At 65.1% G+C, this 15,403-nt stretch carries 14 protein-coding genes; 8 read left to right on the forward strand and 6 right to left on the reverse strand.

The window, feature by feature from the left end:
* Nucleotides 1-80 precede the first annotated feature (80 nt).
* From XI02_RS14710 to XI02_RS14720, 3 genes are read left to right on the forward strand one after another with little or no spacing between them, the layout of a single operon-like run.
* Nucleotides 81-839 (forward strand): SDR family NAD(P)-dependent oxidoreductase, encoded by a 759-nt coding sequence (locus XI02_RS14710; RefSeq protein WP_018270469.1) that lies wholly within the window; start codon nucleotides 81-83, stop codon nucleotides 837-839.
* A gap of 4 nt (nucleotides 840-843) precedes the next feature.
* Nucleotides 844-2,103 (forward strand): FAD-binding oxidoreductase, encoded by a 1,260-nt coding sequence (locus XI02_RS14715; protein ID WP_172648258.1) that lies wholly within the window; start codon nucleotides 844-846, stop codon nucleotides 2,101-2,103.
* 58 nt (nucleotides 2,104-2,161) lie between these two features.
* Nucleotides 2,162-2,830, forward strand: coding sequence for an amino acid ABC transporter permease (locus tag XI02_RS14720; RefSeq protein WP_074128493.1), 669 nt, complete (start codon nucleotides 2,162-2,164; stop codon nucleotides 2,828-2,830).
* Nucleotides 2,831-2,957: 127 nt separating this feature from the next.
* Here the strand turns inward: XI02_RS14720 and XI02_RS14725 are convergent, their stop codons facing one another.
* Both XI02_RS14725 and ppk2 read right to left on the reverse strand, forming a co-directional pair.
* On the reverse strand, nucleotides 2,958-3,836 hold the full coding sequence (locus tag XI02_RS14725) for a transporter substrate-binding domain-containing protein (protein WP_172648257.1): 879 nt from the start codon (nucleotides 3,834-3,836) through the stop codon (nucleotides 2,958-2,960).
* Nucleotides 3,837-4,118: 282 nt separating this feature from the next.
* On the reverse strand, nucleotides 4,119-4,982 hold the full coding sequence (ppk2, locus tag XI02_RS14730; RefSeq protein WP_172649202.1) for a polyphosphate kinase 2: 864 nt from the start codon (nucleotides 4,980-4,982) through the stop codon (nucleotides 4,119-4,121).
* Nucleotides 4,983-5,229: 247 nt separating this feature from the next.
* On the opposite strand from ppk2, the gene XI02_RS14735 reads away from it, so the two are divergent.
* Complete coding sequence (locus XI02_RS14735; RefSeq protein ID WP_172648256.1) at nucleotides 5,230-6,402, forward strand: fumarylacetoacetate hydrolase family protein; 1,173 nt, start codon at nucleotides 5,230-5,232, stop codon at nucleotides 6,400-6,402.
* 130 nt (nucleotides 6,403-6,532) lie between these two features.
* Nucleotides 6,533-6,853: a hypothetical protein gene (locus XI02_RS14740; protein ID WP_244980716.1), complete on the forward strand. Its 321-nt coding sequence runs from the start codon at nucleotides 6,533-6,535 to the stop codon at nucleotides 6,851-6,853.
* A gap of 335 nt (nucleotides 6,854-7,188) precedes the next feature.
* On the opposite strand, the gene XI02_RS14745 is transcribed toward XI02_RS14740, so the two are convergent.
* Complete coding sequence (locus XI02_RS14745; protein WP_016841346.1) at nucleotides 7,189-7,650, reverse strand: Lrp/AsnC family transcriptional regulator; 462 nt, start codon at nucleotides 7,648-7,650, stop codon at nucleotides 7,189-7,191.
* A gap of 131 nt (nucleotides 7,651-7,781) precedes the next feature.
* Here XI02_RS14745 and XI02_RS14750 point away from each other — a divergent pair, with 131 nt between their 5' ends.
* Together XI02_RS14750 and XI02_RS14755 are read left to right on the forward strand one after the other, a co-directional pair.
* Nucleotides 7,782-10,148, forward strand: a complete 2,367-nt coding sequence (locus XI02_RS14750; protein ID WP_018270472.1) for a transketolase — start codon at nucleotides 7,782-7,784, stop codon at nucleotides 10,146-10,148.
* A gap of 324 nt (nucleotides 10,149-10,472) precedes the next feature.
* Nucleotides 10,473-11,906 (forward strand): aldehyde dehydrogenase family protein, encoded by a 1,434-nt coding sequence (locus XI02_RS14755; protein WP_172648255.1) that lies wholly within the window; start codon nucleotides 10,473-10,475, stop codon nucleotides 11,904-11,906.
* A gap of 231 nt (nucleotides 11,907-12,137) precedes the next feature.
* On the opposite strand, the gene XI02_RS14760 is transcribed toward XI02_RS14755, so the two are convergent.
* Entirely contained in the window at nucleotides 12,138-13,100 is a 963-nt protein-coding gene (locus XI02_RS14760) for an SMP-30/gluconolactonase/LRE family protein (protein WP_172648254.1), read from the reverse strand.
* A 113-nt stretch (nucleotides 13,101-13,213) separates the two neighbouring features.
* Here XI02_RS14760 and XI02_RS14765 point away from each other — a divergent pair, with 113 nt between their 5' ends.
* Nucleotides 13,214-14,035, forward strand: coding sequence for an NAD(P)-dependent oxidoreductase (locus tag XI02_RS14765; RefSeq protein ID WP_172648253.1), 822 nt, complete (start codon nucleotides 13,214-13,216; stop codon nucleotides 14,033-14,035).
* On the opposite strand, the gene XI02_RS14770 is transcribed toward XI02_RS14765, so the two are convergent.
* The gene (locus tag XI02_RS14770) at nucleotides 14,036-14,602 is read right to left on the reverse strand and encodes an invasion associated locus B family protein (protein WP_172648252.1); all 567 of its coding nucleotides are present in this window, start codon (nucleotides 14,600-14,602) and stop codon (nucleotides 14,036-14,038) included. It abuts the gene before it with no gap.
* A gap of 34 nt (nucleotides 14,603-14,636) precedes the next feature.
* Nucleotides 14,637-15,329 carry a GntR family transcriptional regulator gene (locus tag XI02_RS14775; RefSeq protein ID WP_016842163.1) on the reverse strand — a complete coding sequence of 231 codons (693 nt, stop codon included), beginning with the start codon at nucleotides 15,327-15,329 and terminating at the stop codon, nucleotides 14,637-14,639.
* Nucleotides 15,330-15,403: the final 74 nt, after the last annotated feature.

Below are 15,403 nucleotides of genomic sequence, written 5' to 3' on the forward strand. Positions count from 1 at the left end.
ATGGCGATGGGCGCGGTTTGCATTTCGTGATGCCGAACCTATAGTTCGCTGTCTGTTATCGCACTGACTGCACGAACCTCATGCGCGTTTCAATCATCACGGGAGGCGGCTCCGGCATTGGCGCCGCAGTCGCGCGCCGGCTCGCCGGCCCCGGTCAATCCCTGATGCTGCACGGACAGGGCGCCGAGGCTACCGGGCTCGCGCGGCTGAATTCGGTTGCGGAGGAATGCCGCAGCAAGGGCGCGAAGGTCGAGGTGAGCACCGGCGATCTCGCCAAGTCCGGCGCCGGCACTGCGCTGGTCGCGGCAACGCGGGCCGCGTTCGGGCCGATCGACAGCATCGTGCACGCCGCGGGCTTTGCCGACCGGCGCGAATTCTCAAGCCTGCCACGCGAGGCGCTGGAGCGTGCCTTCGCGGTGATGGCGGCGGCCTTCCATGAAATCGCGGCGGCCGCGCTGTCCGACCTCACGCGCAGCGCGCAGGGCCGCGCCGTCGCGGTGTCGAGCTTCGGGCCGCATCGCTTCGTGCCCGGCGCCACCTATCCGGGATCGGCCGCTGCGAAAGCCGCGCTCGAGGTGCTGGTGAAGTCGCTCGCGATCGAGCTCGCCGCGTCGGGCGCCACCGCCAACGCCGTGATGCCTGGCTACACCCGCAAGGATCCCGGCTTGTTCGGCGCGCTGGATACCGCGACCTGGGAGCGCGTCGCAAAGGCCAATCCGATGCAGCGGCTGGCCGAGCCCGACGAGGTCGCCGCCGTCGTTGCCTTCCTGCTGTCGCCGGAAGCAGGCCACGTCACCGGCGCGACGCTGCCGGTCGATGGCGGCCTGACCTTGATGTGACGGCATGAGCGAGGGCACGCCAGCACAACAGGTCGATGTCGCCGTGCTCGGCGCCGGCATGGTCGGCGTCTCGGCGGGCCTCGCCGCGCGGCAGCGCGGGCTCTCCGTCGTCATCGTCGATCGCCGCGAGCCCGGCAGCGAAACCTCCTACGGCAATGCCGGTATCATCTCGTCAGGCTCGATCCTGCCGCTCAATACGCCGTCGCTGCTGAAGAACCTGCCGAAATATCTGACCAACGCGCATCCGGCGCTGCGCTGGAACATTGCGTGGGCGCTTGCCAATGCCGGCTGGGTGATGCGCTTCCTCGCTGCGGCGACGCCATCACAGACCAGGCCGCGCGCGGCCGCGCTGCACGGCCTGATCGGAACCTCGCTGAAGCTGCATCGCGACTGGATCGTGCAGGCCGGCGCCGGCCATCGCATCCGCGAAACCGGCTGGCTCAAGGCGTGGCGCAGCGACGGGCTTGCCGCCGCGCAGGCCGAGCAGGCCGCGCTCGCCGAATTCGGCATCAGGAGCGAGGTGCTTGATCGCCAGGCGATCTCCGCGCTCGAGCCCAACATCATCCCTGCCTACAGCACGGGTCTCCTGCACACGCAGACGGCATCGGTCGATTCACCCGGCGCGGTGGTCAAGGCCTACGCGCAGATGCTCGCCGCTGGCGGCGGCACGATCAGGCAATCCGGGATCCGGCGGATCGAACCGCACGGCGACGGCTGGCGCGTGCAGCTCGCCGACGGCGAGATCGCCGCGCGCCATGTCGTGGTCGCGCTCGGGCCGTGGTCGGCCGAGCTGCTGCGGCCGCTCGGCTATCGCGTGCCGCTGGCGTTCGAGCGCGGCTATCACCAGCACTTCGTGCCGAACCCGGCACGCAAATTGCTGCGGCCGATCCATGATGCGGACGGCGGCTTTCTGATGACCGCGATGGAGCAGGGTGTTCGCGTCACCAGCGGCGTCGAGCTCACCGCGCGCGACGCGCCGTCGAATTTTTCGCAGCTCGAGGCGGTGGTGCCGATGGCGCGCAGCGTGGTCGAATTTGGCGATGCGGTCGGTGAGCGCTGGCGCGGCGCGCGGCCGACGCTGCCCGACAGCCTGCCGATGATCGGTGCGGCGCCGCGGCATCGCGGGCTCTGGCTCGCCTTCGGCAACCAGCATATCGGCTTCACCACCGGCCCCGGAACGGGCGCCGCAATCGCGGCGATGATCGCGGGCGATGCACCGCCGTTCGAGGCGCAGGCATTTTCGCCGAACCGGTATATCGCGTGACACGCGCGAGGCCGCCTGCGATGTTTGGCGATCAAGCGCGCGGCAACCGAGGGGCAGGATGAACTACGTCTGGGATTTCGGCATCCTTGCCAAATACAGCCATCTGTTCTGGCTCGGGCTCGGCTGGACCATCGCCTACACCATCGGCACCATCATCCTCGGGACCTTGATCGGCCTGATCGTCGGCATGCTGCGGCTGCGGCGGATCCCGGTGATCGACTGGCTCCTGATCGCCTATATCGAGACATTCCGCTGCACGCCGCTGCTGGTGCAGATCATCTGGTTCTACTATGCGTTTCCGGTGGTGATCGGCGTCAACATCCCGGCGCATGTCGCAGCCGTCAGCGTGCTGTCGCTCTATGGCGGCGCATTCTACGCCGAGATCGTGCGCGGCTCGATCGAGAGCGTGCCGGTCGGGCAATGGGACGCCGCGAAGGCGCTCGGCTTCCGCGGCTGGCGCCTGATGCGGCTCGTGATTCTGCCGCAGGCGCTGAAGCCGATGATGGCGCCCTATGTCAACCAGTCGGTCACGCAGCTCAAGAACACCTCGCTGGTCTCGATCATCGCGGTGCCCGACCTCGTCTACAACGCGACCTTGATCAACGCCGACACCTACCGGCCCCTCGAGGTCTACACCATCGTCGCGCTGATCTATTTTGCGATCCTGTTCCCCTCGACGCTGGTGGCCAGGCGGCTGGAGCGCGGGCTGACCTACGACAAGGTGTGAGGTCTCGCACCACCGTCATGGCCGGGCTTGTCCCGGCCATCCACGTTTTTTTCTTGTAGAAACGAAGACGTGGATGCCCGGGTCAAGCCCGGGCATGACAAGTTGACGGAGGCGGAGCTTCACCCCCTCAAATACTCAACTCCACCGGCACGTCCTCGGGCTTGACGCCGGCGAGGCCGAGGCCCTTGACGAACCATTCGCGCATCTGGCCGATGCCGCGGTTGTAGTCGATCCACACCGAGAGGAAATCGCGCCAGCGCTTGTCGGCTTCGCGCCGTACCGCCGTGCCGCTCGCGATCGTCACCGACGGCGAGGCCAGGATCTTGTAGGTGCCGAGGTTCGGGTTCTTGGCGATCGCGGTCAGCCCGAGCACCAGCGCGTTGACCACGCAATCGACGCGGCCCGACGACATTTCCAGCATCACCTCGTCGCGCGACTTCAGCGACTTGATGGTGGCGTTCGGCGCAAAGCGGCGCGCCACGGCTTCGTTGGCAGAGCCGACGTCGACTGCGATCTTCACCTCGGGCTTGTTGATGTCGGCCCAGGTCTTGGCTTCCAGCCCCTTCTTCAGCATCGCGCCGAACGGATGCGGGAACACCAGATTGGTGAAATCGACCACCAGCGCGCGCTGCGGCGTCGGGTTGAGCGCGAAGCCGAGGTCGATCTTGTTGGCCTGCAGATCGAGAATTGAATTGCCGTAGGTCGACTCGACATATTCCAGCTTGACGTCGAGCAGTTTGGCCAGATCGTTGGCCATCTCGATCGAGAAGCCGGACCAGGTGCCCGAGGCGAGGTCCTTGTTGAAATAGGGCAGTTCGCCCGGCAGCACCGCGATCCGCAGCACCTTGCTGGCCCGGATGCGATCCAGCGTGTTGTCGGCTGGCGTCTGCGCCGAGGCCGGCGTTGCCATCGCGGCCGCGATTGCCGCGCCGCTGCCGATCCCGAGCGCATAGCGCAGCGCGTCGCGGCGATCTTCGGAAATTGTGATGTCGTCGGATTGAGTCAAGCGAGCCTCCCTGCACCAGATCGGCGGAAGCCTAGCGTCGGTATCCGGTACCAGCAATACCGCCGGCCTGCGCCAATAGTAGGCGATGGGGTGGCTATTTCTTCACCTCGCCTTGGACTGAGCTCTCAGCGCGCCGTCATGGCCGGGCTTGTCCCGGCCATCCACGTCTTTCTTTCTCCATGTGGGAACGTAGACGTGGATGCCCGGGACAAGCCCGGGCATGACGAGTTTGTGGGGACGTTCAGCGGTTCCGCGAGCGGGAGAGGCCAGTGATCGCGGCTCTCAATACCGTCCCGGCACGTACATTTCCTGCGGGATCGGGCCGCGGTGATAGTCGGGGTTGCGCACCCGCGGCGGCAGCACTACCGGCTGATGGGTGACCGCCTGATAGGGGATCTGGCTGAGCAGATGCGAGATGCAGTTGAGCCGGGCGCGCTTCTTGTCGACGGCATCGACGATCCACCACGGCGAGTCCTGCAGGTGCGTGCGTTCCAGCATTGTTTCCTTGGCCTTGGTGTAGAGCTCCCAGCGGGTCCGCGCCTCGACGTCCATGGGGCTCAGCTTCCACTGCTTCAGCGGATCCTGGATCCGCATCGAGAAGCGGAACGCCTGTTCCTCGTCGGTGATCGAGAACCAGTATTTCAGGAGGATGGTGCCGGAGCGGATCAGCATGCGCTCGAATTCCGGCACCGAGTTGAAGAATTCCTCATACTGCTCGTCGCTGCAGAACCCCATCACCTTCTCGACGCCGGCGCGGTTGTACCAGCTGCGGTCGAACAGCACGATCTCGCCGCCGGCCGGCAGATGCGAGACATAGCGCTGGAAGTACCATTGCGTGCGCTCGCGCTCGTTCGGCGCCGGCAGGGCCGCAATCCGGCACACCCGCGGATTGAGCCGCTGGGTGATGCGTTTGATCACGCCGCCCTTGCCGGCGGAATCGCGGCCCTCGAACAGCACGACGACCTTCTTCTTCTCGTGCTGCACCCAGTCCTGCAGCTTGACCAGCTCGCCCTGCAGCCGCAGCAATTCGCGGAAGTAGAACTTGCGGTCGATCGACGGCTTGCCGGGGGCGCCGTCACGGTCGAGCTCGTCGAGCCTCATGTCGTCGAGCTCGAGCTCGAGTTCCTCGTCGAGGCTGTCGGCCATCTCCTGATGGATGCGGGCGCGCAAGGCTTCGTCGTGCAAGGCTTCATCGCGCAAGGCTTCATCCCGGGAGGCTTCGTCGGTGAGGGCGGAGGTCGTCATGAAGGTCCGTCTTTCAGTATGTTAGATGGATCGGACGGCAGCATTGACGGGCGATGTTACCCCTCTATGACAATGCCATGACCGCTGTTTCACGCCGCCGGGCGGACTGTGCTAACAAGTCGACAAAACCAAAAAGGGAGATGTGCCGATGATTTCGCTCACGCCAAAAGACGTCCTGCCGGAGGACGGCACCGCCGGCACGCTGGTCGGACGGGTCTGGCTGCCGCAGGCCGGCGGACCGGCCGTCGTCGCGGTACGGGCAGACGGCGTGTTCGACGTTACGGCGCGGTTCCCGACGATGAGCGCGCTCTGTGAGGAAAGCGATCCCGCGGCCGCGTTGCGCGCCACGCGCGGCGAGCGGATCGGTGATTTCGAGGCGATCCTCGCCAACACGCCGCCCGACGGCCGCGACAAGGCCAGGCCGCATCTGCTGGCGCCGGTCGATCTCCAGGTGCTGAAGGCCGCCGGCGTCACCTTCGCGATCTCGATGCTGGAGCGCGTGATCGAGGAGCGGGCGCGCGGCAATCCGTCCTCGGCGGACGCGATCCGCAAGGAGGTGGTGCGGCTGGTCGGCGACGATCTCTCCAAGCTGAAGCCCGGCTCCGAGCAGGCGATGAAACTGAAGCAGGTGCTGATCGATCAGAATGCCTGGAGCCAGTATCTCGAGGTCGGCATCGGTCCCGACGCCGAAGTGTTCACAAAGGCGCCGACGCTGTCCTCGGTCGGATCAGGCATGGATGCCGGGCTGCATCCGAAGTCGACCTGGAATAATCCGGAGCCGGAGGTCGTGCTGATCGTCTCCGCCGCCGGCAAGATCGTCGGCGCCGCGCTCGGCAACGACGTCAATCTGCGCGACTTCGAGGGGCGCTCGGCGCTCTTGCTGTCGAAAGCCAAGGACAACAACGCGTCCTGCGCGATCGGCCCGCTGCTCCGGCTGTTCGACCAGACCTTCTCGCTCGACGATGTCAGGAAGATGGATGTCGGCCTGACCGTGACGGGCGCAGACGGCTTCGTGCTCGAGGGCCATTCCTCGATCAGCAAGATCAGCCGCGACCCGACCGATCTGGTCGCCCAGACCATCGGCCCCGTGCATCAATACCCTGATGGATTTGCGCTGTTCCTCGGCACGATGTTCGCGCCGGTCAAGGACCGCGACGCCAAGGGCGAGGGTTTTACCCACAAGCGCGACGATATCGTCACCATCGCCGCGCCGCAGCTCGGCAAGCTGGTCAACCGGATGCGGGGCAGCGACGAGTGCGAGCCCTGGACCTTCGGCGTCGGTGCACTGATGAAGAACCTCGCACAGCGCAAGGTGCTCTGAGGATCGGGACGGGACGGTGAGTCCACTACCTCGGCCGCTTCGTCGGCCATGTGCGGCCTGTCGCGCGGCGGCAGGTCGGCGCTGAGTTGCGCCCGCAATCCGGTGACGTTCAGCCGCCTCTTGCAGCGCGTTGAGCGACGATGATGGTGACTGTGCGAAAGCGGCGGCATTGTCGAACATGTTCAGAAACCTGCGCGGCAGAGCGACCGCGTGGCGCAACTTGAGCGCGCTAAAACACGAGGAATTTGCCGCTTTTTCCTGGCTTTATGTGAACCAGTTCATCCTCGTTCGCGCGGGTTCGCTCCAGCATATTGGCTCGACGCGAACAGAAGGAGTCGCGGACATGAGCGAGCAGCCATCAAACGGAATGCCCGATTGGCTCACCACCGATATGCTGGTCATTGCCGTCTCACTGGCCATCATCGTGATTGGGATATGGATCGCGCCGTAGCCTGGTTGTCGCGGCGAGGCCGTCCAGCCGGGCAGGGTGCCAGCGCCAATCACTGAGTTGCCCGACGGCGCAAGCCTCTCTTGCAAAACGGAACAAGATGCAAAGCTCGGACGATTCATGTTGCGAGAATGTGGATGTGACGCACAGATCATGCAACACACTCGGCGTCGTCCCGGCGAAGGCCGGGACCCATTACCCCAAATGCCAATGATCGCGCGACGCTGGGGCCACAGCCTTCTTCAACTACTCGACCCTGTAGTTGGGTCCCGGCCTTCGCCGGGACGACGGCGTACATCTTGGCGCGACCGACGGCACCATTCAGACGCGAGCAACACTCACACCGGCAACGCCGTCGAATACTTCACCTGGCTCAGCGCAAAGCTCGACTCGATCGAGGCGATGCCGTCGAGCCGGGTCAGCTTGTTTTTCAGGAATGCTTCATAGGAGGAGAGGTCGGCGGCGACGACGCGCAGCAGATAGTCGCGATTGCCCGTCATCAGGTAGCATTCGAGCACCTCGTCCCATTTCGAGATCGCGCGCGCGAAGCGGTTGAGGTCTTCTTCCTTCTGCCGCGCCAGCTTGATCGAGATGAAGACCGAGACGTGCAGCCCGATCGACTTCTGGTCGACGGTTGCGATGTAGCGAGAGATCACGCCGCGCTCCTCGAGCAGCTTGACCCGGCGGTGGCAAGGCGACACCGACAGCCCGACCTTGTCGGCGAGTTCCTGCATGGTCATGCGGCTGTCGGTCTGGAGCAGACTCAGGATCTTGCGGTCGATGGCATCGAGGGCGGGCATTGGGATGAACTCGTCAGTTGAAGCCGGATCGTGGGAATTTATCCCAATTTTTCCTGTGCTGTCGCGTGGAATTGAGATTTTCGCCGCCGCTTGCGGCAGTAACATTCCGGCATATCGCCCGGAGCATCGCCATGGGAATCGCGCCTGAACGCCTCGACATGCTGTCCGCCCTGGCCCGCAAGGTGCTGTGGCTGTCGTCGTGGACTATCCATCACGCCAACCATGTGCGGCTCTCGACCGACGGGTTGAAGGTCGGCGGCCACCAGGCGTCGTCGGCCTCGCTCGCCAACATCATGTCGGCGCTTTATTTCTCGGTGCTGCGCCCGCAGGACCGCGTCGCGGTGAAGCCGCATGCGAGCCCGGTGTTTCACGCCATCCAGTATCTGTTCGGCCACCAGACCCGCGACAAGCTGGAGAATTTTCGCGGCTACAAGGGCGCGCAGTCCTACCCGTCGCGCACCAAGGACAGCGACGACGTCGACTTCTCCACCGGCTCGGTCGGCCTCGGCGTCGCGCAGACGCTGTTTGCCTCGCTGGTGCAGGACTACGTCAAGGCGCATGGCTGGCTGAACGACCGGCCGGAGGGCCGCATGATCGCGCTGGTCGGCGACGCCGAGATGGACGAGGGCAACATCTTCGAGGCGCTGCTCGAGGGCTGGAAGCACGGCCTGCGCAACACCTGGTGGGTGGTCGACTACAACAGGCAGTCGCTCGACGCCGTGGTGCGCGAGGGACTGTGGGCCAAGTTCGAGACCATGTTCCGCAACTTCGGCTGGGACGTGGTGATCGTGAAGTACGGCAAGCTGATGCTCGAGGCGTTCGCCGAGCCCGGCGGCGAGGCGCTGCGGCGCTGGATCGACAATTGCCCGAACCAGATGTACGCCGCGCTGTGCTTCCAGGGCGGCGCCGCGTTCCGCAAGCATCTGCGCGACGACATCGGCGACCAGGGCGAGGTGTCGGCGTTGATCGAGCGCCGCAGCGACGACGAGTTGCTGGCGCTGATGTCCAACCTCGGCGGCCACGACATGGCGAGCATGATCGAGGCCTTCGAGGCGATCGACCATGATCGGCCGGTCTGCTTCATCGCCTACACCATCAAGGGTGTCGGCCTGCCGATGCAGGGCCACAAGGACAACCACGCCGGCCTGATGACGGTGGCGCAGATGGAGAAGTGGCGCGCCGCGCAGAACATCCGCCCCGGCCACGAGTGGGACAAGTTCGAGGGCCTGTCGCAGGAGCCTGCGAAGCTCGAGGCGTTCCTCGCCGAGGCGCCGTTCAACCGCGAGGGGCGCCGCCGCCTGTCGGCGCCTGAAATCGATGTGCCGGAACGGTTGGCCTTCAAGGCCTCGGCGCAGATGTCGACGCAACAGGGTTTTGGCCTCGTCCTGCACGAGCTGGCGCGCGGCGATAGCGAACTCGCCTCGCGCATCGTCACCGCATCGCCCGATGTCACCGTGTCGACCAATCTCGGCGCCTGGGTCAACCGCCGCGGCCTGTTCGCGAAGGCGGAGAACCACGACCTGTTCCGGCAGGAGAAGATCCCGTCCGCCTACACCTGGGAATATTCGCCGAAAGGACAGCACCTCGAGCTCGGCATCGCCGAGATGAATCTGTTCATCATGCTGTCGGCGCTCGGCCTGTCGCACCAGATCAATGGTGCGCGGCTCTTGCCGGTCGGCACGCTGTACGATCCCTTCATCGAACGCGGTCTCGATGCGCTGAACTACGCCTGCTACCAGGATGCCCGCTTCATGGTGGCGGCGACGCCGTCGGGCATCTCGCTGGCGCCGGAAGGCGGCGCGCATCAGTCGATCAAGACGCCCTTGATCGGGATCGGGCAGGACGGGCTCGCCTCGTTCGATCCGGCCTTTGTCGATGAACTTGCCGTGATCATGGGCTGGGGCTTTGGCCACATGCAGCGCGAGGGCGCCGAGGGCGGTTCGGTTTACTTGCGACTCTCGACGCGGACGCTGGAGCAGCCGCAACGGATCATGACCCCGGACCTGCAGCGCGACATCACCGACGGCGCCTACTGGATGCGCAAGCCGGGCCCGAACTGCGACATCGTCATTGCGTATACCGGCACCGTCGCGCCGGAGGCGATCGAGGCGGTCGGCCTGATCGGCGAGAGCCACCGCGACGTCGGTCTGCTGGCGGTAACTTCCGCCGACCGGCTCTATGCGGGTTGGTCCGCCGCACGGAATTTGCGCCGCGACCGCCGCGGCGCGCAGCATTTGAGTCATATCGAGCGCATGCTGGCGCCGCTCGGCCGCGACTGCGGCATTGTGACCGTGATCGACGGCCATCCGGCAACGCTCGGCTGGCTCGGCAGCGTGCGTGGCCACCGCGTCGAGGCGCTCGGTGTCGAGCATTTCGGCCAGACCGGCACGATCGGCGACCTCTACCGCCACTATGGCATCGACGCCAACGCCATCATCGACGCGGCGGAAAGCGTCTCGGTCGGCGCCCCGGTGCGGCATCGCAAGATGGCGGTGTGAGCCATTGCAGGCTCCACATCGTCGTCCCGGCCTAGTGCGCAATTGCGCACGGGGGGCCGGGACCCATTACCACAACTGGCAGCAAGCAAACGCGACTCGTTCTAACAGCACCGTTTACCAATTGCCGGCGGTGGTTATGGGCCCCGGCCTTCGCCGGGGCGACGAGACCAACCTTGCCACCTGCGCGATAGCGACATTATATGCTGTTCGCGCGCACGAGCCGCGTCCCGCATATGGCGGGTTCAATTCGCCGGGCTTTCGTGCAAGGATGCCTGCCGAACGCTTTCGTTCCCCATTCCATACGCCCCGTACAAGAGGTTTCCGATGGTCAATCGCATGCAATTCTACATCGACGGCGCCTGGGTCGATCCCGTCGTCAAAGGCAAGTCCACCCCGGTCGTCAATCCGGCGACCGAAGAAGCGATGTATGAGATTGCGCTCGGCTCCAAGGCCGATGTCGACAAGGCAGTCGCCGCCGCCAAGCGCGCCTTCGAGACCTATTCCAAGACCAGCCGCGAGGAGCGCATCGCGCTGCTCACCAAGGTCGTCGAGGTCTACAAAGGCCGCATGAAGGAGATCGGTGCTGCCGTCTCCGACGAGATGGGCGCGCCGCTGCCGATGGCCGAGAAGCTGCAGGCCGGTGCCGGCCTTGGCCACCTCATGAACACCCTCGAAGTGCTGAAGAAGTACGAGTTCGAGGAGACCATGGGCACCGCCGTGATCGTGCGCGAGCCGGTCGGCGTCGTCGGCATGATCACCCCCTGGAACTGGCCGCTCAACCAGATCGCCTGCAAGGTCGCGCCCGCGCTCGCCGCCGGTTGCACCATGATCCTGAAGCCGTCGGAGTTCACCCCGACCTCGGCGCTGATCTTCGCGGAAATCCTTCATGAAGCCGGCGTGCCGAAGGGCGTATTCAACCTGCTCAACGGCCTCGGCCCCGAGGTGGGTGCGGCGATGAGCGAGCACCCCGACATCGACATGATCTCGTTCACCGGTTCGACCCGCGCCGGCGTCGACGTCGCCAAGCGTGCGGCGCCGACCGTGAAGCGCGTCAGCCAGGAGCTCGGCGGCAAGTCGCCGAACGTGATCCTCGATGGTGCCGACCTGACCAAGGCGGTGACCGGCGGCGTGATGCACATGTTCAACAACTCGGGCCAGTCTTGCAACGCGCCGTCGCGCATGATCGTGCCGCTTTCCAAGATGAAGGAAGTGGCCGCGATCGCGAAGGGCGTCGCCGACAAGACCAAGGCCGGCGATCCGCGTGCCGACGGCACCACGATCGGCCCGGTGGTCAACCGCGGCCAGTGGGACAAGATCCAGGCACTGATCCAGAAGGGCATCGACGAGGGCGCTACGCTGGTCGCCGGCGGCCCGGGCCTGCCCGAGGGTGTCAACAAGGGCTTCTATGTCCGTCCGACCATCTTCGCCGACGTCACCAACGACATGACGATCGCCCGCGAGGAGATCTTCGGACCGGTGCTGACCATCCTCGGCGCCAAGGACGAAGCCGACGCGGTGAAGATCGCCAACGACACGCCGTATGGTCTCGCCGGTTACGTCTCGGCCGACACCGTGGAAACCGCGCGCCGCGTCGGCCGCCAGATCCGCGCCGGCAACGTCAATCTGCAGGGCGTGCCGAACGAGCGCACCGCGCCGTTCGGTGGCTACAAGCAGTCCGGCAACGGCCGCGAGTGGGGCCGCTACGGTCTGGAAGAATATCTCGAGGCCAAGGCGGTCGCCGGCTACAACGCCGCGTAAGCCGAGCCACGAGAGACGTGACTTTTGGCGCCGGGGCGGATCACCGCTCCGGCGTCAGACGTTTTGGAAGATGCATATTCATCGTCGTCCCGGCGAAGGCCGGGCCCATTACCACAGGCCGTCGTTTTGCGAAGATTGCGGCCCCAGCCGGCCAAGCCAAAGTCCATCGGTGGTTTTGGGTCACGGCCCCAAGTGCGCAATCGCGCACTAAGGCCGGGACGACGAAGAGACTTAACCGCCGAGCGCGCCTTGGGTGTTGACGTAGAGCGCATAGATCGACTGGCTCGCCGCCATGAACAGGCGGTTGCGCTTGATGCCGCCGAAGCAGAGGTTGGCGCAGCGCTCCGGCAGCGCGATGCGGCCGATCATGACGCCGTCGGGCGCGAACACGACCACGCCGTCGAGCTCGGGATCGCCCATGCCCCAGCCGCACCACAGATTGCCGTCGATGTCGCAGCGCATGCCGTCGGGCGTGCCCGGGCCGGCGTCGATGAAGACGCGTTTGTTGGAGATCGTCTTGCCGTCGGCTGCGACGTCATAGGCGAGGATCTTGCGGTTCGGCTCGCCGCGGGATTCCACGACGTAGAGGATCTTCTCGTCCGGCGAGAAGCACAGCCCGTTCGGTCCCAGCACGCCCTCGGCGACGATGGTGGCCTTGCGGGTTTCGGGATCGAGCCGGTAGACGTTGGGCTCGATCTCGGGATCGGCCTTGTAGCCTTCGTAGTTGCCGAGCAGGCCGAAGATCGGATCGGTGAACCAGATCGCGCCATCGGACTTCACCACGACGTCGTTCGGCGAGTTCAGCCGCTTGCCGCCGAAGGAATCGATCAGCACCGTAATCGATCCGTCATATTCGGTGCGCACCACGCGGCGGCCGCCATGCTCGCAGGTGATCAGCCGGCCCTGGCGGTCGCGGGTGTTGCCGTTGGCGAAGTTCGACGGCTTGCGGAAGATGCTGACTGCGCCGGTCTCTTCCTCCCATTTGAGGATGCGCTGGTTCGGAATGTCGCTGCACAACAGATAGCGGCCGTCGCCGAACCACACCGGACCTTCGGCCCAGCGCAGGCCGGTCGCGATGCGCTCGACGGCGGAGAGTTTCAGCCAGTATTTCTCGAAACGCGGATCAAGCGCGTGGATCGCGGGATCGGGATAGCAGGTCGCGGGACGCCAGCCGGCGGAATGAACATCGGACATTTGCTGTTCTCGTTGTTGTGTTTCGATGGTGTTTCCTTGAGCGCCTGGTTTGCTATCATTGTCGGCCTGCGACCGCAATTCGATCGCAGCAATCAGGAAGGAAGAGGGACGGCATGCCACGCATTTTGATGACCGGCGCATCGGGGGGAATCGGAACGAGCCTGCGCAAGCTGCTGCCGCCGATCTATCCGGATCTCCTGCTGAGCGACATCAAGCAGCCCTCCGATCTCGGCGGCTACGAAAAGTTCAAGGCGGCCGATCTCGCCGACATCGCAGAGGTCGAGGCGATCTGCGAGGGCGTCGACGGCATCCTGCATTTCGGCGGCTATTCGGTCGAAGGACCCTGGGACGCGATCCTGCAGTCCAACATCATCGGCTGCTACAATCTGTTCGAGGCGGCGCGCAAAAAGGGCGTCAAGCGCGTGATCTTCGCCTCGTCCAATCACGCGGTCGGATTCTATCCGCGCCATCACCGCATCGGCACCGACGTCACCGCGCGGCCGGACAGTCGCTACGGTGTGAGCAAGGTGTTCGGCGAAGGCGTCGGCGCGCTCTATGCCGACAAGCACGGCATCAAGGTCACCTGCCTGCGGATCGGCAATTTCGGCGAGGCGCCACTCGACCACCGCCGGCTCTCGATCTGGCTCAAGCCCGAAGATCTGGTTCAGCTCTGCCGCATCGGGCTCGAGCATCCCGACATCCATTTCGAGGTGTTGTACGGCGCGTCCTACAATGAGCGCTCGTGGTGGGACAATCACCGCGCCTACGATCTCGGCTATCGTCCGACCGGAAGGGCTGAAGATTTCCGTGAGCACGCGACGGCCGAGCAGGCCAAGCTGCCGCCGGATCCGGTCGGCGACTATTACCAGGGCGGTGCGTTCTGCAGCATGGAGTTCGACGGCGACAAGGAGCGGGTGATCGACTGGAAGAAGTGATCAATCCTCGCATTGCGGTAGTTGCTTCACGGATTCGGTGTGCTGCTGCGCGTCCTTCGAACCTTGCCCGGATGTCTTGGGCGGGCTGCCGGGCCCGTCAAAGGTTTCGGCGAAGTGCGTGAGGGGAAAGGCGAGGCTGATGGTCTGCCCGGTGAGGTTCTTGGCTTCGACGGCGATGGTCTGCGCGTGCTTCAGCCGCTCGATCATTTCGCCATCGGCCTCGAGCGTGCCGCCGCAGCCGAGCGTGTAGCAATGCGGCTTGGCGATCTGGATCGGCTCGTCCTGATCGATGCGGAGGCTGATCGTGCCCTCCAGCATGGTCCGCGTTCCGACATTGGCGCTCACGATCGCGCGCTTGCTGCTCTGCGGCGAGACGCTGAGTGTGCCGCCCGACGGCGAGCACTGACCGCGCGCGGCGGCGCCGACGAAGCAGCTCGCCTCTGTCAGGCACGTCTTGGTCCAGGGCTCGTAGGTGAGCTGCGTCGCGCGCGGATCGGCCGCTTCGCCGACGCCGCCGAGCGCAAGCTGCACGGCCAACGATCCAAGGAATATAGCCACGTAGCGCATCGCCGTCTCCTTCACGAGGAGGCCGCGTATCGCGCTATTGCGGCTTTTTGTCGTTGGAGATGCGGACGAGATAATCCGCCTTGCTGTACTGCATGTGATCGACGCAGAGCTGCGCCAGCGCCCAGCCGTCGCGGCCCTTCAAGAGCTCGATCATCAATTCGTGCTGGCGGCGCGACAATGCGAGGCCCTCGCTGTCGGCGAGATTTTTGGCGCGCATCGGCAGCGTCAGGTTCATGTAGTCCTGCAGCGAGCGGACGAGGTAGGGATTGCCGCAGGCGGAGAACAGCGCGAGGTGGAACGCATCGTTGGTCTCGTGAATGCCGCGCATGTCCTGCGCCTCGGCCTTGGTGCTGTAATGCCGTTGCAGCTCGCTCAATTGGTCGATCAGGCTTTGCGGCGCGGGCAGGGCGATCATCAGCGCGGCCTGGCGCGTCAACATCTCGCGCACCTCATAGATCTGCCGCACTTCCTCGGCCGAATAGAACCGCACCGTGGCGCCGACATTCTTCTCGCGCAGCACGATGCCCTGGCGCTCGAGCTGGAACAGCGCCTGGCGGACGAAATGCCGGCTCGCGCCATAGCGCTGCATCAAGGTATCCTCGACCAGCCGCAAACCGGGCGCGAAGCGGCCGAAGATGATGTCCTCCTCCAACCGGCGGATCACCTCCGCCTGTTCCTCCTCGCGCGAGGGGGCCTGGAGTTCGGGCAATGTGGGCTCAGCTGTCATGCGCTCTCGGCTTCCGATCGGTGCCTGAGGTCAGCATGGCGCCACGGTTATTGTCAATAATGGGGGCGATTTTG

This window comes from Bradyrhizobium sp. CCBAU 21365 (assembly GCF_015291305.1).
Taxonomy (GTDB): Bacteria; Pseudomonadota; Alphaproteobacteria; order Rhizobiales; family Xanthobacteraceae; genus Bradyrhizobium; species Bradyrhizobium elkanii.

Coding starts and splice junctions, on each gene's coding strand:
- XI02_RS14710 (WP_018270469.1), top strand. CDS start 81: ATGCGCGTTTCAATCATCACGGGAGGCGGCTCCGGCATTGGCGCCGCA.
- XI02_RS14715 (WP_172648258.1), top strand. CDS start 844: ATGAGCGAGGGCACGCCAGCACAACAGGTCGATGTCGCCGTGCTCGGC.
- XI02_RS14720 (WP_074128493.1), top strand. CDS start 2,162: ATGAACTACGTCTGGGATTTCGGCATCCTTGCCAAATACAGCCATCTG.
- ppk2 (WP_172649202.1), bottom strand. CDS start 4,982: ATGGCCGACAGCCTCGACGAGGAACTCGAGCTCGAGCTCGACGACATG.
- XI02_RS14735 (WP_172648256.1), top strand. CDS start 5,230: ATGATTTCGCTCACGCCAAAAGACGTCCTGCCGGAGGACGGCACCGCC.
- XI02_RS14745 (WP_016841346.1), bottom strand. CDS start 7,650: ATGCCCGCCCTCGATGCCATCGACCGCAAGATCCTGAGTCTGCTCCAG.
- XI02_RS14750 (WP_018270472.1), top strand. CDS start 7,782: ATGGGAATCGCGCCTGAACGCCTCGACATGCTGTCCGCCCTGGCCCGC.
- XI02_RS14755 (WP_172648255.1), top strand. CDS start 10,473: ATGGTCAATCGCATGCAATTCTACATCGACGGCGCCTGGGTCGATCCC.
- XI02_RS14760 (WP_172648254.1), bottom strand. CDS start 13,100: ATGTCCGATGTTCATTCCGCCGGCTGGCGTCCCGCGACCTGCTATCCC.
- XI02_RS14765 (WP_172648253.1), top strand. CDS start 13,214: ATGCCACGCATTTTGATGACCGGCGCATCGGGGGGAATCGGAACGAGC.
- XI02_RS14770 (WP_172648252.1), bottom strand. CDS start 14,602: ATGCGCTACGTGGCTATATTCCTTGGATCGTTGGCCGTGCAGCTTGCG.
- XI02_RS14775 (WP_016842163.1), bottom strand. CDS start 15,329: ATGACAGCTGAGCCCACATTGCCCGAACTCCAGGCCCCCTCGCGCGAG.